Source organism: Pseudonocardia humida (assembly GCF_023898865.1).
In the GTDB taxonomy this organism is placed as follows: domain Bacteria; phylum Actinomycetota; class Actinomycetes; order Mycobacteriales; family Pseudonocardiaceae; genus Pseudonocardia; species Pseudonocardia humida.
Genome location: NZ_JAGSOV010000057.1, coordinates 18,850 through 40,582 on the forward strand (window position 1 = coordinate 18,850; position 21,733 = coordinate 40,582).

The following is a 21,733-nucleotide window of genomic DNA, read 5'->3' on the forward strand; positions in this document are numbered from 1 at the left end:
CGGGGGCGCGGCGGGCCTCCTGTGGTGCACTCGGACCCGCCGGGCCCGGAACCGTCGGCGGGGGAGTCGGACATGCTCACGGAGTTCACCGCGGTGCCCGGCTGGCCCGGCACCACCACCGTCGACGGTGGCGTCGCCGTGGCCGACCTCAGCGGCGACGGCCTCGTCGACCTGGTCGTCTTCGCGATCGACGCGCCGGCCGGCCCCAACTCCGGTCGCTACCGGGTCGGGCGCGGGTTCGTCGACGGCGAGGTGACCAGCGGGTGGGGGCCGTGGCAGGAGGTGCCGGACTGGCCGTTCTGGGAGAACGCAGGCGGCGGGATCGCGCTGGCCGACCTGGACGGCAGCGGCGCACCGGACCTCGTCCTGTTCGTCGTCGACGCCCCGGCCGGGCCCAACGTCGGGCTGGTGCGCGTCGCCCGCGGCCTCGACCGCGACGGCGCGCCCACCGGTGGCTGGGGGCCGTGGCAGACCGTTCCGGACTGGCCGTTCTGGGAGAACCACGGCGCCGACTGCGCGGTCGCCGACGTGGACGGCGACGGCCGCCCCGAACTGGTGCTGCTGATCGCGGACGCCCCGGTCGGGCCCAACGTCGGGCTGTACCGCACGGCCGCGCTGGCCGGCGACGGCACGGCGAGCGGGTGGGGCCCGTGGGTCGCGGTGCCCGACTGGGTGGGCACCGCCAACGCCGGTGTCGGGGTGACCGTCGGCGACCTCGACGGCGACGGCACCCCGGAGCTGCTGGTGTGCGTGGTCGACGTCGCCGAGGGCCGCAACGACGCCCACTACTGCGTCGGGTGGCGGCTCGACGGGCGCGGGCGACCGGCCGACGGGTGGGGGCCCTGGCGGACGGTGCCCGGGTGGCGGTTCCACGAGAACCAGGGCTGCGCGGTGACCCTGCTCGACGGCGACGGCGACGGCGACGGCGACGGCGACGGCGACGGCGACGGCGACGGCGACGGGGGCCCGGACCTCGTCGTGCTCGCCGTCGACGACCCGGTCGGCCCGAACGCCGGGCTCGTGCGGGTGGTGCCGGTCGAGACCGACCTGGGCGCCGCCGCCGCGGAGGGCGTCTGGCGCATCCTGGAGACCGACTCGCAGGTCCTCGCCGTGCACGCCGTGCTGCTGCACACCGGCGACGTCCTGCTGTTCGCCGGCTCCAGCAACGACCCCGACGCCGCGGCGGAGCGGCGGTACGGCACGCGGGTCTGGCACTACCCCACGCCCGCGATGAGCGCCCCGGACACCCCGGTCGACCTGTTCTGCTGCGGCCACGCCCAGCTGCCCGACGGGCGGGTGCTCGCCGCGGGCGGCACCGAGCGCTACGACCCGTTCGTCGGGCTGCGGCAGTGCGTCGTGTTCGACCCGGCCGGCGGGCCGGCCTCGGCGGCGAGCCCGACGGGCCGCGCGGGGGAGTGGGTGGCCGAGCAGGCGATGGGGGAGGGCCGCTGGTACCCGACGCTCGTCGCGCTGGCCGACGGCGACGTGCTGGCCGTGTCCGGGCTGGGGGCCGACGGGTTCCTCAGCCTGGTCCCCGAGCGCTTCGACGGGGCGGGCTGGACCGCGCTGCCCACCTCCCCGCCGTGGCCGATGTACGGGCACCTGTTCGCGCTCGCCGACGGCAGGCTGTTCTACAGCGGTGCCCAGTACGGCGCGAACAACGGCCAGCGCCCGGCCGTGTGGGACCCGGTCACCGGGTCCGTCGTCCGGGTCGACGGCCTGCCCGAGCCGCAGTTCCGCAACCAGGCCGCCAGCGTGCTGCTGCCGCCCGCCCAGGACCAGAAGGTGATGGTGGTGGGCGGGGGCGGAGCCGATGTGCACGCCATCGGGACGACCGGGTCGGCCGCGATCGTCGACCTGACCGCCACGCACCCGACCTACGCGCCCGCCCCGCCGCTGCACCACCCGCGGATGCACCTGTGCGCGACCCTGCTGCCCGACCGGACGGTGCTGGTCAGCGGCGGGTCGGGGATGGAGGAGAGCCACCACCACGCCTCCCCGCACGCCGAGATCTACCACCCCGCCACCGGCACCTGGCGGGGCGCGGCCGCGTCCCGGGTCGACCGGCTCTACCACTCGGTGGCGCTGCTCGTGCCCGACGGCCGGGTCGTCACCGCGGGCTCGAACCCCCAGCGCAAGGACGAGGAGCTGCGGATCGAGGTGTTCTGGCCGCCCTACCTCTTCGCCGGCCCCCGCCCGACCGTCGAGCCGGAGACCGAGCGCCTGCACTACGGCGACACCGTCGCCGCCCGGGTCGACGACGTCGAGTCGCTGCGCGAGGCCAGCCTGCTGCGCCCCGGCGCGACCACCCACTCCTGCGACGTCGAGCAGCGCCTGGTCGACCTGCCGATGCGCCCGACCGGCGCCACCACCGTCGAGCTGGCGCTGCCGGCGTCGGCCGGGCTGGCCCCGCCCGGCTGGTACCAGCTCGTGGTGGCCACCACGGCCGGCGTGCCGTCCGAGGGCGTCTGGGTGCACCTCTCGTAGGGCGAGCCTCACCTCCCGGTCAGGAGCACGCGGCGCGGCGACCGCATCGCGGTCGCCAAGGGCCGCTCGACTACTCCAGATGCGGCCCGAACTCCTCTAGAGTCGCCTCAGTACGGCTGATCCATCCACCGGATCCGGTGTTCCGCGCGGTCGGAACCACGATCACGGTGATCGCCGCAGAGCTGCGGTCGGAGAAGAGGAGCAGGAATGGCCGAAACGAACGGGGCGCCGACCCAGCCCGACGTCGACGTGGTCGTCGTCGGGGCCGGCTTCGCCGGGCTCTACATGCTGCACAAGCTGCGAGGGCTGGGCTTCACCGCGACCGTGCTCGAGACCGCCGACGACGTGGGCGGCACCTGGTACTGGAACCGCTACCCCGGTGCCCGCTGCGACATCCCCACCACCGACTACACCTTCGGGTTCGACCCCGACCTGGAGTCGGCCTGGACCTGGTCGGAGAAGTACGCCGCGCAGCCGGAGATCCTGCGCTACCTGCAGTTCGTGGCCGAGCGCTACGACCTGCGCCGCGACATCCGGTTCTCCACCAAGGTGACCGAGGCAACCTGGGACGAGACCGCGCGGCTGTGGCGCATCGGCACCGACCCCGGGCCGGGGCTGACCGCGCGGTACTACGTGATGGCCACCGGCTGCCTGTCGGTGCCCAAGGACCTCGACATCCCCGGCGCCGACCGGTTCCGCGGCGACGTGTACTTCACCAGCCGCTGGCCGCACGAGGGCGTCGACTTCACCGGCAAGCGGGTCGGCGTCGTGGGCACCGGGTCGTCGGGCATCCAGTCGATCCCGCTGATCGCCGAGCAGGCCGCCGAGCTGACGGTCTTCCAGCGCACCCCGAACTTCTCGATCCCCGCGCACAACGGCCCGCCCCCGCAGCAGAGCCTCGAGGAGATCGCCACCGACCGCGAGGGCTACCGCGACCGGGCGAAGTGGTCGCGGATCGGCGTGCCGCGCGAGCCGGCCACCGAGACCGCCGCCCAGCTGACCCCCGAGGAGCGCAAGGCCCGCTTCGACGCCGCCGTCGCGGAGGGCACGCTGGGCGGGATCCTCGCCCTGTGGGCCGACATGGGCACCAATCCCGAGGCCAACGACATGGTGCGGGACCTGATGCACGACCGGATCCGGTCGATCGTGCGCGACCCCGAGACCGCCGAATCGCTGTGCCCGAAGGACCACTACTTCGGCACCAAGCGGCCCTGCCTGGACACCGGCTACTACGAGACGTTCAACAAGCCGCACGTCACGCTGGTCGACCTGCGCAAGCAGCCGATCACCACGGTCACCGAGACCGGCATCGAGACCGCCGAGGCCTCCTACGAGTTCGACGCGATCGTCTACGCCACCGGCTTCGACGCGATGACCGGCGCCATCGTCGGCGTCGACATCACCGGGGTGGGCGGGCAGACGCTCAAGGACAAGTGGGCCGACGGCCCGCACACCTACCTCGGCCTGCAGAGCACCGGGTTCCCGAACCTGTTCCTGATCACCGGCCCGGAGAGCCCGTCGGTGCTGTCCAACATGGCGGTGTCGATCGAGCAGCACGTCGAGTGGGTCGCCGACTGCCTGCGCGACATGCGCGAGGCCGGCTTCACCACGATCGAGCCGACGCAGACCGCCGAGGACGGCTGGGGCCTGCACAACGGCGACTGCGCCGCGATCACCCTGCACCCCACGGCCAACTCCTGGTACATGGGCGCGAACGTGCCCGGCAAGCCGCGGGTGTTCCTGGCCTACATCGGCGGCGTCGACGCCTACCGCGCGGTCTGCGACGAGGTCCGCGAGAAGGGCTACCTGGGATTCCGGCTCAACGGCGCCGAGCGCGAGCAGGAGAACGACGGCGTCATCCGCCGCCTCCAGCCCGACGTGGCGATGGTGTTGGACATGATGGCCTCGCTGGGGCTGCCGCCGCTGGAGTCGATGACGCCGGCCGATGCCCGCGCGTTCATGGACGCGACCAGCGCCGACCGCCCCACCGGGCCCGAGGTCGGGGAGATCGTCGACGGGGTGCTGCCCGGACCGGCGGGCGACCTCGACTACCGCATCTACCGGCCCGACACCCCCGGCCCGCACCCGCTGGTCGTGTACTACCACGGCGGCGGCTGGGTGCTGGGCGGCCACGACTCCGACGACCCGCTGTGCCGCGACCTGTGCGCGCGCAGCGGCGTGGCGATCGTGTCGGTCGACTACCGGCACGGCCCCGAGGCCCGCTTCCCCGCCGCCCACGACGACGCGTGGGCCGCGCTGCAGTGGGTCGCCGCGCACGTCCCGGAGCTCGGCGGCATCCCCGGGCAGCTGGCCGTGGCCGGCTGGTCGGCCGGGGCCAACCTGGCCGCGGTGGTCGCCCAGCAGGCCCGCGACGCAGGCGGTCCGGAGCTGGCCGGCCAGCTGCTGCTCACCCCGGTGACCGACAGCGACATGTCCCGGCCCTCCTACACCGAGAACGCCGAGGGCTACGTGCTGACCAAGCCGCTGATGGAGTGGTTCTTCGACCACTACGTCGACCCGGCCGACCGCAAGGACCCGCGCATCGCACCGCTCCACGCGGACCTGGCGGGCCTGCCCCCCGCGGTGATCGTCACCGGCGAGTTCGACCCGCTGCGCGACGAGGGCAACGCCTACGGCGAGGCCCTGGAGCGGGCCGGCAACCAGGTGCGGCTGGTCCAGGCGCGCGGGCACACGCACACGTCGATGACGATGGTCGACGTGGTGCTCTCCGGGGCGTCCTACCGGGCGCTGATGGCCGAGGCGATATCGGAGTTCTTCTCCCGCGTCCCGGCCTGAGCGAGCGGGGACCACCAGTCGACGCGGTCACCGGACGGGGAGATCCTGCCGTCCGGTGGCCGCGGTCCCGACCCGGCCGCTCAGCGGAGGTGGCTGCTGAGCACCGGCAGCGCGCCCGTTGCCATGAGGGATCGAAGGACCTCGGGTGCGGCCGGTCGCTGGATGAGGTGCCCCTGGTAGGCGTCCACACCGATGCTGCGCAACACGTCTGGTTGCGCCGCACGCGCGTGGAGGTCGTGGAGTTCGCGGACGAGATCGGCGAGTGGTCCGGGTGGGAGATGGGGTCGACGCAGCCTGCCCAGCTCGATCGGCCTCCAACCGTCGGAACTTGTCAGCGGACGTCAGCATCTGGCCCGGATCAACCGATGTCGTCGTGCGCCGTCCGGAAACGGTCCCGGCAAGTCCCGAAGGTTTCTGCCCGCAACGGCGACCGCCGGGACGTGAAGGTCGCGGCGAGGGCTTCGCTCGCCGCATGGTGTCCGCCCGACAGGCGGTCGCCTCGGGCGCGCCGCGTGCCGGCTCGCCTCGTGGTGGCTGCGCCGTGGCTGCTCGGTGATCGAGAAGCGCTACCGAAGTCGACCGCAGGCGAGGGCGAACACGTGGGGCAGGACGGATGTGCGTCCACCGAGTGATCAAGTCACGGGCCTGGTAGCGGCCTCCAGGGAGGTGCCACCGAGCACGCCCACATGCGCCGGACGAGGTGGACCGCTGTGAGGTAGCGCCGGTCCGGGATGGAGCGGGCCGGCAGTGCCGTCCTCGCCGTCAGGTGCGGTAGACCTGCGACGTCAGCACGATGCGGGCCCGGATCGTAGGCTCGGCGGGTCCTGGCTCCGATCGGTGGGGAGGCGGCATGGGCATCCGGGTGGTGATCACCGGGGGCGCGGGGTTCCTTGGCGCGATGCTGGCGAGGCGGCTGCTGGCCGGGCCGCTCGCGGTGGGCGGTGCCGAGCCGGCGGACGTCGACGAGCTGTTGCTGGTCGACATCGTCGAACCGCCGTCCGACCTCGTGGCCGACACCCGCGTCCGCGCCGTCGTCGGCGACCTGCACGCCGTGCTCGACGGGGGCGGTGACACCGGCGGCATCGGGGAGGTCGACGCGGTGTTCCACCTCGCCGGGGTCGTCAGCGGCGCCGCCGAGGCCGACTTCGACCTCGGCATGCGCACCAACCTCGACGCCACCCGCGCGCTGCTGGAGTGGACCCGCCGCCACCGCGTCCCACCGGTGCTGGTGTTCACCAGCTCGCTGGCGGTGTTCGGCAGCGACCCGGCGATCGGCCCGCTCGGCGTGGTGGACGACGACACGCTCCCGCGCCCGCAGTCCAGCTACGGCGTGCAGAAGTTCATCGGCGAGCAGCTGGTCGCCGACTACACCCGCAAGGGCTTCCTGCGCGGGCGGTCGGTGCGGCTGATGACGGTGTCGGTGCGACCCGGCCGGCCCAACGCCGCGGCGTCGAGCTTCCTGTCCGGGATCGTCCGCGAGCCGCTGGCCGGCCAGCGCGCCGTCTGCCCGGTGCCCGCCGACACCCCCGTCGCCCTCTCGTCGCCCCGCCGCACGATGGACGGGATCCTGTGCGCGGCGTCCGTCGACGACGCGACATGGGGTAGCCGCACCGCGATGAACCTGCCCGCACTCAGCACCACACCGGCCGAGATGGTGGGGGCCCTGGCCCGGGTCGCCGGCCCCGAGACCGCCGATCTGATCGACTGGACCGACGACCCGACGATCGCCCCGATCGTGCGCAGCTGGCCCGCCGTCCTCCGCACCCCGCGCGCGGAAGGCCTCGGCCTGGTGCCCGAGGAGTCGTTCGACGACATCGTGCGCGCCTACCTGGCCGACAACCCGCGCCCGGGGGCATGAGCGCCGGGCGCGCAGCTCGCCTTTCGACGACCTCGGAACCGGTAGTTCGACCCGGGACGGACGCTGGCGCACGCACCGCACCGCCTTCAGCGGACCTTCAGCGCGCTCGGGCACCGTCGTGCTCACCGGACGCACCCCGCGCCGGGTCGACAAGGGGAACTCCAGATGCTGCACAACGACGCTCCGCGGACCGCCGCCTGGCTGATCATGGGCTCGACCGGGAGCACCCCGGGCGTGCTCGAGGTCGTCGGTGGCCACCTGCGCTTCACCGCCGCCGGCCGCGGCGCGCTGACCAGCGGCCAGCTCGCCGAGCTCGAGCGCCGCACCGGGCGGGCCGGGCTGGCCGCCGAGCTCGACCGGGGCAGCTCGGTCGTGCTGTTCGACGCGCCCCTGGAGGTCGTCGGCGACGTCACGTTCCCCTGGTACTACTTCGGCGGCGGGATGAAGCTGGCGGTGGCCGAGGCGCCCTACCGCTTCTCCTTCCTGCAGCCGCAGAACACCCAGGAGTGGCCCGGGGTCGACGGCATCCCGGGCGGGCGCGCCGCCGGGAAGCTCTGGCGGGCCGCGCTCGCGTCCGCCGGTTCGCGCCGCTGAGCCGCGCGCCGGACCGCGACAACCGGAGCGCCGCCGGGTAGACAAATCCCATGACCGCTACCGCGACCGTGCGCTCCCTGCACCGCTACCCCGTCAAGTCGATGCTGGGCGAGACGCTGGAGCAGGCGGTGCTGGGCCCGGCCGGAGTCATCGGCGACCGCGGGTACGCCGTCATCGACGCCGAGGACGGCACGGTCGCCAGCGCCAAGCACCCGCGCAAGTGGGCCCGGCTGCTCGACCTGCGCGCGGCCTACGTCGAGGAGCCCCGCGAGGGAGAGCCCCTGCCGCCGGTGGCGATCACCTTCCCCGACGGCGGCACGCGGCGCAGCGACGACCCGGCCGTCGACGAGGCGGTCTCGGCGATCGTGGGGCGCCCGGTCCGGCTGACGGCCACGGCGCCGGAGAAGCCGGTGTTCGAGGAGCAGTGGCCGGAGATCGAGGGGCTCGCGCCCGCGGAGTTCATCACCGGCACGACGTCCTCGCACACCGACGGCGAGCCGGTCAGCACCCTGCAGCTGGCCGCGCTCGCGCCGAAGGGCAGCTTCGTCGACCTGGCCGTGCTGCACGTGCTGACCACGGCCACGCTGCGCGCGCTCGCGGCGGCCGCGCCGGGCTCGTCGTTCGACCCGCGCCGTTACCGGCCCAACGTGCTGCTCGACGTGCCCGACGCCGCCTTCGCCGAGGACGAGTGGGTGGGCGGGGCGATCGACGTCGGCGGCGCGGGCATCGCGGTGCGGATGTCGACGATGCGGTGCGTGATGACCACGCTCGCCCAGGGCGAGCTGCCCGAGGACCGCGACACCCTGCGCACGATCGCCCGGCTCAACCGGCGCACCATCGAGGGGATGGGCCGGTGGGCGTGCGCCGGCGTGTACGCCGACATCGACCGCCCGGGCACGGTGCGCCGCGGCGACACCGCCGAGGTGCGCACCGCGCAGGGGTGAGCGCGATCCCTACAGCTCGGCCAGCGCCGACAGCGGGTCCTCGATCGCGTCCGCCACGAACCGCAGGAACCCCGCCGCGGTGCCGCCGTCGCAGACCCGGTGGTCGAAGACCAACGAGAGCTGGGTGATGCTGCGGGGCACGACCTCGCCGCGCACCACCCATGGCCGCGCCAGGATCCGGCCCAGGCCCAGGATGGCGACCTCGGGGTGGTTGACGATCGCGGCGCTGCCGTCCACGCCCAGCACGCCGTAGTTGTTCAGCGTGAACGAGCCGCCGGTCAGCTCCGCGGCGGTGGCCGAGCCGTCGCGCGCGGCGGCGGTGAGCCGGCGGATCTCGGCGTCCAGGGCGCGCATGCCGAGCCGGTGGGCACCGCGCACGGCGGGCACGAGCAGGCCGCGGTCGGTCTGCGCGGCGATGCCGAGGTTGACCCCGTCCAGCTCGACGACCTCCCCGCGATCGGGGTCGAACCGGGAGTTCAGGGCGGGGAACGCGGCCAGCCCGGCCACCGCGAACCGGGCCACGACGGCCAGCACGCCCGGGCGCGGGCGGTCGTCGGCGAGCGCGGCGCGGAACTCCAGCAGCGCGGTGGCGTCCACGTCGACCCAGGTGGTGGCCTCCGGGACCTCCCGGCGGCTGCGGGTCAGCGCCGCGGCCGTGGTCCGGCGCCCCCCGGTGAGCGGCACGCGCGCCCGGACCGGCAGGCCCGTGCGAGCGTCCCGGTCGGCGCCGGCGTCCGGGGCGTCCCGGGCCTGCGGGGGAGCGGGCGGTCGCGCCGCGGCGATGGCGGCCTCGACGTCGCCGCGGACGATGAGCCCGCCGGGGCCGGAGCCGGTGAGCGCGGCGAGGTCGATGCCGTGCGAGCGGGCCAGCTTGCGCACGATCGGCGACTTGACGGCCGGGCGCTCCGCGCCGCGCTGGGGGGCGGGCTGCGGTCGGGCCGCCGCCCGGCGCCGCCGGGAGCGGAGCGGCGCCTCCACGGTGCCGTAGCCGACCAGCACGTTCCCCGACCCCGCGCGCTCCTCCCGCCGGTACGCCTCGGCGGCCGGGTCGAGCTCACCGGGGTCGGCACCGGCGTCGGCGCCGTCCTCGACCGACACCAGCGGCGCCCCGACGGCCAGCGTCGCGCCCTCCTCGCCGTGCAGCTCGGCGATCGTCCCCGCGTACGGCGTGGGCACCTCCACCACCGCCTTGGCCGTCTCGACCTCGGCCACCGGCGCGTCCACCTCGACCGCGTCGCCCACCGCGACCAGCCACCGCACCAGGTCCGCCTCGGTGAGCCCTTCGCCCAGGTCGGGCAGGGTGAACACGCGCCGGCTCACGCGGCGTCCCACTGCAGCTCGTCGACCGCGTCGAGGACGCGGTCGACGCCGGGCAGGTAGTGCTTCTCCAGCTTCGGCGGCGGGTAGGGCACGTCGAAGCCGGTCACCCGGCGCACCGGGGCCTCCAGGTGGTGGAAGCAGCGCTCGGTGACCCGGGCGACGACCTCGGCGGCGACCGAGGCGAAGCCGGGCGCCTCGGCCACGACGACGGCCCGGCCGGTGCGGCGCACCTCGGCGCACACCGTCTCGTCGTCGAAGGGCACGATCGAGCGCAGGTCGACCACGCCCAGGTCGCGGCCCTCGGTGGCGGCCTGCTCGGCGGCCGACAGCGCGACCGCCACCGAGGGTCCGTAGGCGATCAGCGTCGCGTCGCGGCCCGCCCGGCGCACGACGGCCCGCCCGATGGGCGGCACGGCCACCGCGGAGTCCACCTCCTCGGTGTGGAAGTAGTGCTTCTTGGGCTCCAGGAACACCACGGGGTCGGGCAGCTCGATCGCGGCCCGCAGCAGGCCGTAGGCGTCGGCGTTGGTGGCCGGGGTGACGACGGTGAGCCCCGGGGTGTGGGCGTAGTAGGCCTCGGAGGAGTCGCAGTGGTGCTCGACGCCGCCGATCCCGCCGGCGTAGGGGATGCGGATCACCAGCGGCAGCCGGACGCGTCCGCGGGTGCGGTTGGCGAACTTGGCCACGTGGCTGACGACCTGCTCGAACGCCGGGTAGGCGAACGCGTCGAACTGCATCTCCACCACCGGGCGCAGCCCGTTGATCGCCATCCCCACGGCCAGGCCGACGATCCCGGACTCGGCCAGCGGCGTGTCGAAGCAGCGCTGCTCGCCGAAGTCGCGGGTCAGCCCGTCGGTCACCCGGAACACCCCGCCGAGCGGGCCGACGTCCTCGCCGAAGACGACCACCGTGCCGTCCGCGTCCATCGCGTCGCGCAGCGCGTCGTTGATCGCCTGCGCCATGGTCCGCTTCCGCGCCCCCGTCACGACCCCTCCAGCTCCAGCTCGGCGCGCAGCCCGGCGCGCTGCTCGACCAGCTGCGCGGTGGGCGTGGCGTAGACGTGCGCGAACATCTCGTCGGGATCGGCGGCGCGTTCGCGGTTCATCCCGTCGCGGACGCGGGCGGCCAGCTCCTCGGCCGCGGCGGCGCACTCGGCCTCCAGCGCGTCGGTCAGCGCGCCCTCGGCGAGCAGGTGGGCCCGCAGGCGCAGCAGCGGGTCGCGCCGAACCCATTCGGCGACCTCGTCGTCGTCGCGGTAGCGGCTGGCGTCGTCGGCGTTGGTGTGGGCCTCCACGCGGTAGGTGTCGGCCTCGACGAGGGTCGGACCGCCGCCCTCGCGGGCGCGCCGCACGGCCTCGCCCAGCACGACGGTCAGCGCGGCGAGGTCGTTGCCGTCGACCCGCACCCCCGGCATGCCGTAGCCGACGGCCTTGGCCGCCAGCGACGGCGCGACCGACTGGCGGGCCAGCGGGACCGAGATCGCGTACTTGTTGTTCTGCACGAGGAACACCACGGGGGCGGCGAACACGGCCGCGAAGTTGCACGCCTCGTGGAAGTCGCCCTCGCTGGTCGCGCCGTCCCCGCACAGCGCCATGACCACGGTGTCCTCGCCCTTGAGGCGAGCGGCGTGCCCGACGCCCACGGCGTGGGGCAGCTGGGTGGCCAGCGGCGTGGCCTGCGGCGCCACCCGGTGGGCGACGGGGTCGTACCCGCAGTGCCGGTCGCCGCGCAGCATGGTCAGCACCTCGACCGGGTCGACCCCGCGGGCCGCGATGGCGGCGGCGTCGCGGTAGGTGGGGAAGAGCCAGTCCCGCGCTTCCAGCACCGACACCGCCGCGACCTGGCAGGCCTCCTGGCCCCGCGAGGAGGGGTAGACGGCCAGCCTGCCCTGGCGCACCAGCGCTCCGGCCTGCTCGTTGAGCCTGCGGGCCAGCACCATGGCCCGGTAGCCGGCCAGCAGCTCGGCGGTGGGCGGCGGGGCACCCGCACCGGGCGCCAACCCGCCGTCCCGCTCGATGAACCGGACCGTCCCGGTCTCCACCAGGCCACCTCCCGCTGCGCCGATCGAGCTGAGAAGACGATGCGCCGAATCCTGTCCGGCCGACCGGTCGATCGACCACAATCAGGCCCGGGTCGCGGACGGATGGTCGCAGTGGCACCGGGGGGCGACCGTTCGTCCAGGGGAGCCGGTGCCAGGCGGGGAGGGACGAGACGGATGGCGCAGCCGGGGGCCGCGGGGCGCGCGGTCGACGACGTCGACCGGCGGATCGTGGCCGCGCTGCGGGCCGACGGGCGGCTGTCGGTGCGCGCGCTCGCCGAACGGGTCAACATCTCCCGCGCCGCCGCCTACGCCCGGTTGCAGCGGCTCACCACCACCGGAGTCATCACCGGTTTCACCGCGACCGTCGACCCGGTGCGCGTCGGGCTGGGCACCTCGGCCTACGTGACCCTGTCGGTGCGCCAGCACGTGTGGCGCGACCTGCGCGAGCGGTTGCGGGCGATCCCGGAGGTCCGGCACATGGCCCTGGTCGGCGGGGAGTTCGACGTGATCCTGCTGGTGCGGGCGGCCGACAACGACGCGCTGCGCCGGGTGGTGCTCGAGCGCCTGCAGGCGATCCCGGGCGTGCTGTCCACCCGCACGTCACTGATCTTCGAGGACATCGAGAACACCGGCGCCGGGTGAACCCGCCCGGGTGACCCTCAGCGGGCCGGGTCCGAGGGGCGCACCAGCACCCACGTGGCCACGCCCATCAGCGCGAGCAGGCCGAACAGCACCCACCACGACGGCGGCGCCGCGACCAGCACGAGGACGACCCCGATGACCGCCGCGACGACCGCCGGGCGCCGCCCGCGGGGTAGGGCCACGGTGGTGTAGCCGTCGCCGCGCATGCGGCGGGTGAAGGCCGGGTCGCTGCCGGCGAGGTCCTGCTCGATGCGCTCCAGCGCGCTGCGCTCGCGGGGAGACAGGTGGTGGTCGTCCGGGCCGGACGGGTGCGGGACGGGCATGAGCGGACCTCTCGCGTCGCTACCGACCGGACTCCCCTCGGCGCGCCGACCCGAAACCTCACCCGAGCGGGTTCACCCGTCCAGGGTCCCGGTCTCGCTGACCCGGCGGGCCACGTCCACCAGCTTGGTGTTGGTGTGCTGGGACCGCAGCCGCAGCAGGGTGAAGGCCTCCTCGGCGGTGATCCGGTGCTCGCGCATCAGGATGCCCTTGGCCTGCCCGATCAGGTCGCGGTTGGCCATGGCCACGCGCATCTGCTCGGCCAGCCGCGACTCGGCCAGCGCGATCGCGGTCAGCGCGGCCAGCAGCCGGGCCACCGGTTCGGCGCCCTCGCGGAACGCGCCGGGCTCGGTGCCGTAGAGGCTCAGCGTGCCCAGCACGTCGTCGTCGACGTAGAGGGGGAGGCAGAGCATGGTGGCGACGCCGAGCTCCGAGGCGACCTCGCGGAACCGGGGCCACCGGGTGTCGGCGGGGACGTCGTGCAGGCGCACGACGATCTGCTTGCGCGCCGCGGTGAGGCAGGGGCCGGAGCCGAGGTCCTGCTGCAGCTCGTCGAGCGTGCGGGGAACGGCGTCGGTCGTGGCGACGATCTCCATGTCGCCGCGCTGCCCGGTGACGATGACCCCGCAGCTGTGGGCCGCCTCGACCAGGCTGACCGCCTCGCTGGTGACGGTGGTGACGAGCTCGCGCGGGCCGGTGGCCGGCACGCGCAGCGTGCGGGCCAGCCGCTCGGCGATGGACCATGCGCGCACCGGCTCGGTCCGGCCGGGCCCGGCCCCGTCGTGCCCGGCCCCGTCGCGCCTGCTCCCGTCGTACTCGACGATCCCGTCGTGCCCGGCGCCGCCATGCTCGAGACCGAGGCCGGCCACGGCGTCGCGGACCGCACCCGCCTGCCCCCGCGGTTCCTGCATCGCCCGTCCTCCAGGTCCGTCCGGCTGTCGTTGCGACCGCGAGACCCTATCGGGCACCGGTCGGCGCCCGCGGTCGTCCGTTCGGGGCGCGCCTTCTCCGACATCGAACTACAGTCGAGCTCGCGGGCCCACCACAGCGCGCACCGGGTGCAGAATCGCCGCCCCTCGCCGAGCACGGAGGCGACGTGTCCGCAGCCGGTGCCACCCAGCTACGCCCGGCCCCGCAGCGCGGGTCGGGCTACGCCCATCTGAGCCCCCTGCTGCGGCGGATGGCTGAGCTCCCCGCGTCCGACCCGTTGCGCGCCGGCCTGCGCAACGAGGTGGTGCTGGCCCTGCTGCCGGTCGTGCGCAACATCGCCAACCGGCACGCCGCCGCGGTGCCCGCCGCCCGCGAGGAGCTGGTCCAGGTCGGCACCGTGGGCCTGATCACGGCGATCGACCGCTGGGACCCGGAGCTGTCCCCGGACGACGTGCTGGGCTACGTCGTGCCGTGCGTGCGCGGCGAGATGCTGCGCCACTTCCGCGACCGCACGTGGGCGGTGCGGGTGTCGCGCCGGCTCAAGGACCTCAGCGTGGCGATCAACCAGGCGCTCGGGCCGCTGGCGCAGAGCCTGGGCCGCCCGCCCAAGCCCAGCGAGCTTGCCGAGCGCATCGGGGTCGACGTGGCCGAGGTCGTGGAGGCGCTGGAGGCGCAGGACAGCAGGCACGCGACGAGCCTGGACGCCCTGCTCGACCCCGAGACCGGCACCGGCGACCGGTTCGGCGGCCCCGACCCCGCCCTCGACCACGTCGAGGACCTGCACGCGCTGGGCCCGCTGCTGGACGCCCTGCCCGAGCGGGAGCGCACGATCCTGATGCTGCGCTTCTTCGGCAACCGGACCCAGACCCAGATCGCCACCCAGCTGGGCATCTCCCAGATGCACGTCTCCCGGCTGCTCACGCGCACGCTGCGCGAGCTGCGCGGGGCGCTGCTCGGCGACGGCATGGCGGTGGGCCCGGCCTGAGCGCGACCGCCGCGCCCACCCGGCCGGTCCGGGCGCGCCGTCCGGCCCGGGTTGACGGCCGGTGCGGACCGGCGCGAGCGTGGGGTCGACCCTCGCAGCCGAGGGCGAGCGGAAGGGGAGCGCGACGTGGCCGAGACACCCAGCACCGACCTGACCGGGACCGCACCGCAGCGGGAGTTCTGGCGCGACCTCACGCCCATCGAGCAGGTGTTCCGGCCCGGGGCGCTGCCCGAGGCCTACATCGCCGACGCGCCGACCGAGGACGAGCGCTACTACGTGCCGTTCTCCGAGACGGTGGGCTCGCGGCCGCTGTGGATCTCGCCGAGCCAGAACCGCTGGTGCGACGTCCTCTACGCGCGCGGCGCCGGACTGGTCAACCGCCACTACCACCCGCAGCAGGTCTTCGCCTACACGATCTCGGGCAAGTGGGGCTACCTGGAGCACGACTGGGTGGCCACCGCGGGCGACTGGGTCTACGAGGCGCCGGGCGAGGCGCACACGCTGGTCGCCTACGAGCACGAGCAGCCGATGAAGGTCACCTTCAACGTCACCGGGCCGCTGATCTGGCTCGACGAGCGGGGCGAGCCGAACGGCACGTTCGACGTGTTCGACTACATCGCGCTCTGCCGCGAGCACTATGAAGCGGTCGGCATCGGCGCCCACGTGGTGGACGCGCTGATGCGCTGAACCGCCGCGACGGCTCGCCGATCCGGACGGGCTCCCCGCTGATCCGGCCGGACCGAGGTGACCGGCTGTGCCGCTCCCGCGGCCCTCGACCGGGCCCGGACGGTCCCAGGGCGGGGGGCGGGCGTCCTCGCAGAGGGGTGTGGTCTTCGCAGGGGTTGCCGCATCTGCGAGGACCACACAGACCCTGCGAGGAAGCTCCGGAGCGCCGGCGAGCGAGATCAACACCGGTCGAGAGCCACCTGCGGACTCCTCCGAGCGCCGGCCGGATCCCTGGCGTCCCCCGGGCCCTGCCCACCCGTGACGGTAGGGGCGAGCCCCTGGGTGCCCCGTGCACGACGACGGGCCCGTCCCCGGTGGGACGGGCCCGTTCGACTGCGGGTCAGGCCGCCTCGGACGCGGTCCCCTCGCCGGACTCCACGGCGGCCGGGGCGGACCCGGTCACCGGGATGCGCCGCGCGCCGGGCGCGTCGGCGTGCGCGCCGGCCACCCGGACGGTCAGGACGCCGGCGTCGTAGGACGCGGTGACCGCGTCGGCGCCGACGTGCGCCGGCAGGGTGAAGGTGCGGCGGAACGAGCCGTAGCGGACCTCGCGGACGGTGCGCCCGTCCCGGTCCTCGTCGTGCTCGTCACGGCGCTCGCCGCGCACGACCAGCCGGTCGCCGTCGACCGAGACCTCGACGTCCTTCTGCACGTCCAGGCCCGGCAGCTCCAGCCGGACCAGGGCGTCGTCGCCGTCGCGGGTGACGTCGGCGGCGGGGGTGAAGCCACCGGGAGCCTGGCTGAAGGCCCGGCGGACGAGCGAGTCGAACTCGCGGTCGAACGCGAACGGGCGGCTCCACAGCGAGAGCGTGCTCATGGTGTCTCTGCCTCCTCCTGCTTCCGGCCGGACCTCTCCGGCCGTCACTGGAGTAAACATGAGCGCCCCGCGCTCAATTCCCGGTGGCGTGAGCACCCGCCGCTCAGCGCTCCACGAGGTTCGTCAGCGGCTCGCCCGCCTGCAGCGCGTCCAGGTTCTGCTGGATCAGCGCCGCCGCCCCGAGCGGGCGTCCCCCGGCCGCGTGCGGGGTGATGATGATCCGCGGCTCGTCCCACAGCGGCGAGTCGGCCGGCAGCGGCTCGGTGGCGGTGACGTCGAGGGCGGCCCCGGCCAGCCGGCCGCCCCGCAGGGCCTCGAGGAGGGCCTGCTCGTCGACGGTGCTGCCGCGCCCGACGTTGACCACCCACGCCGCCGGGGGCAGCAGCGCCAGCCTGCGGGCGTCGAGCGCCTTGTCGGTCGACGGGGCGGTGGGCAGGATCATGATCAGGATGTCGGCGGTCGGCAGCACCGCGTCGACGTCGTCGACCACCTGGTAGCCGTCGACGGTCCGGGCCGAGCGCGCCACGCCCACGACCTCGGCGCCGAGCGCGCGCAGCAGCGGCGCGACGGTCTTGCCGATGCTGCCGAAGCCCCAGACGACGACCCGCGCGTCGCGCAGGGTGGTCAGGCCCCGGGAGTTGTCCAGCGGCTGCAGTCCGCCGATCTCGCGGGCCCAGCGGTGCCCGATCTGGGCCCGCACCGCCAGGTGCAGGTGGCGGGCGGCGGCGAGGGCGAGCGCGAGCGTGTGCTCGGCGACGGTCGCGTCGTGCAGGGAGCGGCCGGAGGTGATCGGCACGTCGGCGGCGAATCCCGCGCTCAGCGTGGCCCCGGGGCCGGCCGCGAGGTCCTGCACCCACCGCAGCCCGGTCAGCCTGCCGGCCGCGTCGCGCAACTGGTCGGCGGAGTTCCCCCAGGCCACCAGGGCCTCGGCGTCGGTGTGCTCCTCGGGGACGGGCTCGGTGGCGGAGTAGACGACGACGGTGGCGCCGCTGATCGCCGCGTCGTCGAGGGGGACGGTGTCCGGCACCAGGATCTTCATCGTGCTGTCCTCCCACGCCGGGGCTCCCGGGGCAAGCCCTGGCCGCCCCGGGGCGGCTACGACGGGGTCGTCGTGAGCAGGTCGTTGGTGAACCAGTCGGCCGGCTCCAGCCCGGCGGGCACCAGCCCGACCCGCGCGGACTCGTCGTATATCCGTTCCCAGCGCTCCGGCACCGTGCGCAGCAGGTCGCCGTTGGCCTGCCAGCTGGCGATGTAGTCGCGCAGGGTGGCCTTGGCCAGCTCCGGCTGCCCCAGGATGGGGATGTCGTAGTGCGTGCCGAGCTGCTCCAGCGTGCGGTCCAGCGACTCGTCCTCGATCACCGTCTGCATCGCGGCCCGGATGGCGCGCAGGTAGCGGGCCACCGCGTCGCGCCGGGCGGGGTCGGCCAGCGCGCGCTGCGAGGCGATGTACATCTGGGTGCCGGAGGCCGTCGAGTCGAACGGGTCGAGCACCACCGCGTCGGGTTCCTGCTGCTGCAGCAGGATCGCGTTGTCCATCGTGTCGACGTAGGCGTCCACGCGACCGTTGCGGACGTTGTCGAGCACGCCGGGGCCGAGCGCGACGGTCTGCTTGCGCACGTCGCTCTCGGCCACCCCGCCCGCGGCGGCGAGCGTGTCGACCAGGGCCTCGCTGGCCCCGCCGAGCGAGGCCAGCCCGACCACCCGTCCGCGCAGGTCGGCGGGGGTGCGCACCGGGTCGTCGGCCAGCGACACCACGCGCAGCGTCGAGCGCTGCGACGGCTGGGCCACGGCGGTCACCGCGTCGCCGCGCCCGCCGATGGCCGCCATCGCCTCGCTGTCGCCGATGCGGGTGACCAGCCCGGTGCCGCCGAGCACGTTCTGGATCGCGCCTGCCGAGCCCTGGACGTACTGGAACTCGACCCGCAGCCCTTCGCGCTCGAACAGCCCGGTGATGTCGGCGATCATCTCCGGCGTGTAGGTGAGGCTCTGGATCGGCACGACGTTGATGAACGTCACCGGGAACAGGACCGGCCGATCGGCCGTGGCCCGGGCCGGGGAGGCCCCGCCGCAGCCGGCCAGCACCACGGCCAGCGCGGCGGCCGACGCCGCCCACCCGGTTCGACGACGGACCGGGGCGTGGTCGCGGGGGACCGGACGAAGCACCATCGCGTCGGGGGAGCGCATCGGTGCGACCTCCTCTCTGCGCGGCAGCGGTGCGGCGCGAGGGTGATCGAATGATCGCCGGAGGGGTAGGAGTGGTGATCCGCGCGACACCACGGACCATTGACGGTCGTCCTGCACCGTGCGTGGCGGCCCGCGCCGCGACGGATGTCGCAATCCGCATCCGCCGCTCGGGCGGACGGGCTGCCCACCTCGACCGATGGTCGGGTGACGGTCGTCTCCGCCGCCACGGCGACGGCGTGGTGATTGCGCGCGCAAGGTGGCTGCGATGTCGGCTATCGGGTGATGTTCGGCCGGCCCCGGAGCGTCGTGCCGCGAAGGGCGACAGCAGGATCACCGGCAGTGACGACACGGGATCCGCTGCCGTGCCAGTGCACGATGTCCAGCGCGACCGCCACGGCCACGCTGTTCTCCCGGATCGGCCGGGGCAGCAGCTCGTCGGCGCGGGCGAGGCGGCGCAGCAGGGTGTTGCGGTGGGTGTAGAGCGCCGCGGCGGCCTGCGCGGCGTGGCAGCGGGCGTGGATGTAGGTGCGCACGGTGCGGCGCAGCTCGGGTGGGGCGGTGGCGAGGTCGCCGAGGGTGTCGGTGACGAAGCGGTCGGCGGCCTCGGGGTCGGTGGTGGCCAGCGAGACCAGCTGCACGGCGTCGAACGCGGCGACGCGCTGGTCGGAGCGCAGGCGGGCGATCAGGCGCTGGGTGGTGAGGGCATCGAGGTGGCTGCGGCGGAAGCCCTCCACGCCGTGGGCGGTCGGGCCGAGGGCCACGCGGACGCCGGGCAGCCCGGCGAGTGCGGCGTGCAGGCCGTCGGTGGACGGGGGACGGCCGGGAATCCAGGCCCAGACGGTGGCGGCGCGGGCGACCACGGCGAGCGGGCGCGCGGTCCGGTCCGGGCCGGCCAGCGCCTCGGCGGCGCGTTCGAGGTCGGCGAGGTCGGAGTCGTCGGTGTCGTTCCAGACGACCGCGGCGGTGTGCGAGCGGTCGAGCCGGTAGCCCAGCCGGGCCGACGCGCGGTCCGGGGTGATGGGTGCGCCGTCGAGCACGAGGGAGACCACCTCCCGCCGGTCGGCGTGGGTGCCCCCGGCGATGGCGTCGCGCTCGGAGCGCATCTGCGCCGAGATCGCCGCAACGGTGGCGTCGACCAGCCCGGCGATCGAGCGCGACGAGACGTCGAGCAGCTCGCGCAGCTCGTCGGGGTCGGAGGTGAGGGTGAACGCGACCGACATCCAACGCAGCCAGGCCGCGTTCTGGCCCTGCCGGTAGGCGTGCAGGACCGACTCGTCGAGCCCGCGGCGGACCAGGTCGCGGGCGATGCCGGGGGTGTCCGGACCGATGCTCGCCGGCACCGGCGCGCCCGGGTCGCGCTGGTTGGACAGCGCCCAGTGCCGCAGGCTCGAGCGCAGCGTCCGCCGGATGGCCGCGTTGAGCACGGGGTCGTCGGCGACCTGGCGCATGCCCGGACCGGCCAGGGTGGAGTCCTCGATCTCGGTGAGCCACTCCGGCGGGGCGTCCAGCGCGATCTCGGCCCCGCGGCGCAGCAGCCTGCGGATCGGTTCGGCGGGGCGCGTCCAGGCCACCGGACCACGGTACGCAGGTGGTGCGAACCGCACCAGCACCGGGCGCAAACCGGTGCGCGACGCCCTTGGAGCCGGTCGGTGCGGTGGCCACGATGGACGGCGACACCATCGACGACACCGATGGCGACACCGATGACGACGGCGAGCGGGGGAGCGGGCGATGACGATCCGCAGCACGGTCCGGTGGGCCGCGACGCACGGGGTGATGCGGGTGGCGACGGCGCGGCGGGCCCGCGCAGGCAACCCCGACGCCCGGCTCCTGGTCGACCCGGCGCAGCAGGCCGACCCCTACGCCCGGTACGAGGAGCTGCGCACCGACGCGCCGTTCACGGTAGGCGCGCTGAGCAGGCTCAGCGTCCACCACGACATCTGCACGGCGGTGCTGCGCAGCGACGACTTCGGCGTCCTGGCCCAGGACATGCCGGTGCCGGCGTCGCTGCGGCTGGCGCTGCGGCTGGCCGGGCCCTCGCCGCACATCGGGCCGCTCGACCCGCCGTCGATGCTGGCGGTCAACCCGCCCACGCACACCCGCTACCGGCGCCTGGTCACGCGCGCGTTCACGGCGCGGGCCGTCGCCGCGCTGCGCGAGCGCACCGAGGTCATCGCGGGCGAGCTCCTCGACGACCTCGAGCGCGCCGGGCGCGGCGGCGGGGGCCGCGTCGACCTCGTCGCGGGCTACGCCAGCCTGCTGCCGGTCACGGTGATCTCGGAGATGCTCGGGGTGCCGGTGTCGATGCGCGAGCAGTTCCTCGCCTGGGGCGACGGCGCGGCCGCCTCGCTGGACTTGGGCCTGGACCGGGCCCGGTTCGAGGAGGTGCAGGCCAACCTGGGCGCGATCGAGTCGTGGATGCGCGGGCACCTGCGCAGGCTGCGCCGCGATCCCGGCGACGACCTGCTCTCGACGCTCGTCGGGCTGACCGACGACGACGGCAGCGGGCTGACCGAGACCGAGCTGGTGGCCACCGCGAGCCTCGTGCTCGGCGCCGGGTTCGAGACCACGGTCAACCTGATCGGCAACGGCGCCGCGCTCCTGTTCGCCCACCCCGAGCAGCGCGCGCTGCTGGCCCGGCGGCCCGAGCTGTGGCCCAACGCGGTGGACGAGGTGCTGCGGGTGGAGTCGCCGGTGCAGCGGACCGCGCGCCGGGCCCGTCGGGCGACGACCGTGGGGGGCGTGGACATCGCGGAGGGGGAGCTGGTGGTGACGCTGCTGGCGGCGGCCAACCGCGACCCGAAGGTCTTCGCCGACCCGCACGCCTTCGACGTGACCCGGCCCAACGCCAAGGACCACGTCAGCTTCTCCAGCGGCGTGCACTACTGCCTGGGCGCCGCGCTGGCGCGGATGGAGGGGGAGGTGGCCCTGCGGGCGCTGTTCGAGCGGTTCGAGGGGCTGGCGCCCGCGGGGACGGCGCGGCGCAGGGGCACCCGGGTGCTGCGCGGCTACGAGACGATGCCGGTCGCGCTGGGCTCGCGGTCTTCGGTGCCGGGCTGATCCCACCGAGCCCCTGAACTCGGTGGCG

Annotated in this window: 18 protein-coding genes; 9 read left to right on the forward strand and 9 right to left on the reverse strand. The window is 74.9% G+C overall.

The features are described from left to right. Positions 1-72: 72 nt before the first annotated feature. The 5 genes from KDL28_RS26730 (at position 73) to KDL28_RS26750 (ending at position 8,679) form a co-directional block, all read left to right on the forward strand. On the forward strand, positions 73-2,487 hold the full coding sequence (locus KDL28_RS26730; protein ID WP_252442804.1) for a galactose oxidase-like domain-containing protein: 2,415 nt from the start codon (positions 73-75) through the stop codon (positions 2,485-2,487). 207 nt (positions 2,488-2,694) lie between these two features. Beyond that, a complete protein-coding gene (locus KDL28_RS26735; RefSeq protein WP_252442806.1) occupies positions 2,695-5,283 on the forward strand; it encodes a flavin-containing monooxygenase in 2,589 nt (862 codons plus the stop codon). 850 nt (positions 5,284-6,133) lie between these two features. Further along, on the forward strand, positions 6,134-7,141 hold the full coding sequence (gene denD / locus KDL28_RS26740) for a D-erythronate dehydrogenase (protein WP_252442808.1): 1,008 nt from the start codon (positions 6,134-6,136) through the stop codon (positions 7,139-7,141). Positions 7,142-7,306: 165 nt separating this feature from the next. After that, positions 7,307-7,735, forward strand: a complete 429-nt coding sequence (locus tag KDL28_RS26745) for a hypothetical protein (protein WP_252442810.1) — start codon at positions 7,307-7,309, stop codon at positions 7,733-7,735. Positions 7,736-7,785: 50 nt separating this feature from the next. Beyond that, the gene (locus KDL28_RS26750; RefSeq protein WP_252442812.1) at positions 7,786-8,679 is read left to right on the forward strand and encodes an MOSC domain-containing protein; all 894 of its coding nucleotides are present in this window, start codon (positions 7,786-7,788) and stop codon (positions 8,677-8,679) included. A gap of 9 nt (positions 8,680-8,688) precedes the next feature. Here KDL28_RS26750 and KDL28_RS26755 read toward each other — a convergent pair whose 3' ends face one another. From KDL28_RS26755 to KDL28_RS26765, 3 genes are read right to left on the reverse strand one after another with little or no spacing between them, the layout of a single operon-like run. Next, a complete protein-coding gene (locus KDL28_RS26755) occupies positions 8,689-9,999 on the reverse strand; it encodes a dihydrolipoamide acetyltransferase family protein (RefSeq protein ID WP_252442814.1) in 1,311 nt (436 codons plus the stop codon). After that, a complete protein-coding gene (locus tag KDL28_RS26760) occupies positions 9,996-10,961 on the reverse strand; it encodes an alpha-ketoacid dehydrogenase subunit beta (RefSeq protein WP_252443010.1) in 966 nt (321 codons plus the stop codon). The genes KDL28_RS26755 and KDL28_RS26760 overlap by 4 nt, the downstream gene beginning before the upstream one ends. Before the next feature lie 20 nt (positions 10,962-10,981). Continuing rightward, positions 10,982-12,043: a thiamine pyrophosphate-dependent enzyme gene (locus tag KDL28_RS26765; protein WP_372497080.1), complete on the reverse strand. Its 1,062-nt coding sequence runs from the start codon at positions 12,041-12,043 to the stop codon at positions 10,982-10,984. 171 nt (positions 12,044-12,214) lie between these two features. Between KDL28_RS26765 and KDL28_RS26770 the strand changes: the two genes are divergently transcribed. Continuing rightward, the gene (locus KDL28_RS26770) at positions 12,215-12,682 is read left to right on the forward strand and encodes an Lrp/AsnC family transcriptional regulator (protein WP_252442816.1); all 468 of its coding nucleotides are present in this window, start codon (positions 12,215-12,217) and stop codon (positions 12,680-12,682) included. Positions 12,683-12,699: 17 nt separating this feature from the next. On the opposite strand, the gene KDL28_RS26775 is transcribed toward KDL28_RS26770, so the two are convergent. Both KDL28_RS26775 and KDL28_RS26780 read right to left on the reverse strand, forming a co-directional pair. Next, positions 12,700-13,005 (reverse strand): DUF3040 domain-containing protein, encoded by a 306-nt coding sequence (locus KDL28_RS26775; RefSeq protein ID WP_252442818.1) that lies wholly within the window; start codon positions 13,003-13,005, stop codon positions 12,700-12,702. A gap of 72 nt (positions 13,006-13,077) precedes the next feature. Then, on the reverse strand, positions 13,078-13,914 hold the full coding sequence (locus KDL28_RS26780; protein ID WP_252442820.1) for a GAF and ANTAR domain-containing protein: 837 nt from the start codon (positions 13,912-13,914) through the stop codon (positions 13,078-13,080). Positions 13,915-14,099: 185 nt separating this feature from the next. On the opposite strand from KDL28_RS26780, the gene KDL28_RS26785 reads away from it, so the two are divergent. Both KDL28_RS26785 and KDL28_RS26790 read left to right on the forward strand, forming a co-directional pair. Further along, entirely contained in the window at positions 14,100-14,918 is an 819-nt protein-coding gene (locus tag KDL28_RS26785) for a sigma-70 family RNA polymerase sigma factor (RefSeq protein WP_252442828.1), read from the forward strand. 126 nt (positions 14,919-15,044) lie between these two features. Next, a complete protein-coding gene (locus tag KDL28_RS26790) occupies positions 15,045-15,605 on the forward strand; it encodes a 2,4'-dihydroxyacetophenone dioxygenase family protein (protein WP_252442830.1) in 561 nt (186 codons plus the stop codon). A 379-nt stretch (positions 15,606-15,984) separates the two neighbouring features. Here KDL28_RS26790 and KDL28_RS26795 read toward each other — a convergent pair whose 3' ends face one another. From KDL28_RS26795 to KDL28_RS26810, 4 genes are all read right to left on the reverse strand, one after another. Continuing rightward, a complete protein-coding gene (locus KDL28_RS26795) occupies positions 15,985-16,461 on the reverse strand; it encodes an Hsp20/alpha crystallin family protein (protein WP_305882246.1) in 477 nt (158 codons plus the stop codon). 103 nt (positions 16,462-16,564) lie between these two features. Continuing rightward, positions 16,565-17,500, reverse strand: a complete 936-nt coding sequence (locus KDL28_RS26800) for an NAD(P)-dependent oxidoreductase (protein WP_252442832.1) — start codon at positions 17,498-17,500, stop codon at positions 16,565-16,567. A 56-nt stretch (positions 17,501-17,556) separates the two neighbouring features. Beyond that, on the reverse strand, positions 17,557-18,645 hold the full coding sequence (locus tag KDL28_RS26805; protein WP_252442834.1) for an ABC transporter substrate-binding protein: 1,089 nt from the start codon (positions 18,643-18,645) through the stop codon (positions 17,557-17,559). A 272-nt stretch (positions 18,646-18,917) separates the two neighbouring features. Beyond that, positions 18,918-20,216 (reverse strand): PucR family transcriptional regulator, encoded by a 1,299-nt coding sequence (locus KDL28_RS26810; RefSeq protein ID WP_252442836.1) that lies wholly within the window; start codon positions 20,214-20,216, stop codon positions 18,918-18,920. Between the two features lie 160 nt (positions 20,217-20,376). On the opposite strand from KDL28_RS26810, the gene KDL28_RS26815 reads away from it, so the two are divergent. Further along, positions 20,377-21,705, forward strand: coding sequence for a cytochrome P450 (locus tag KDL28_RS26815; RefSeq protein ID WP_252442838.1), 1,329 nt, complete (start codon positions 20,377-20,379; stop codon positions 21,703-21,705). Positions 21,706-21,733 lie beyond the last annotated feature (28 nt).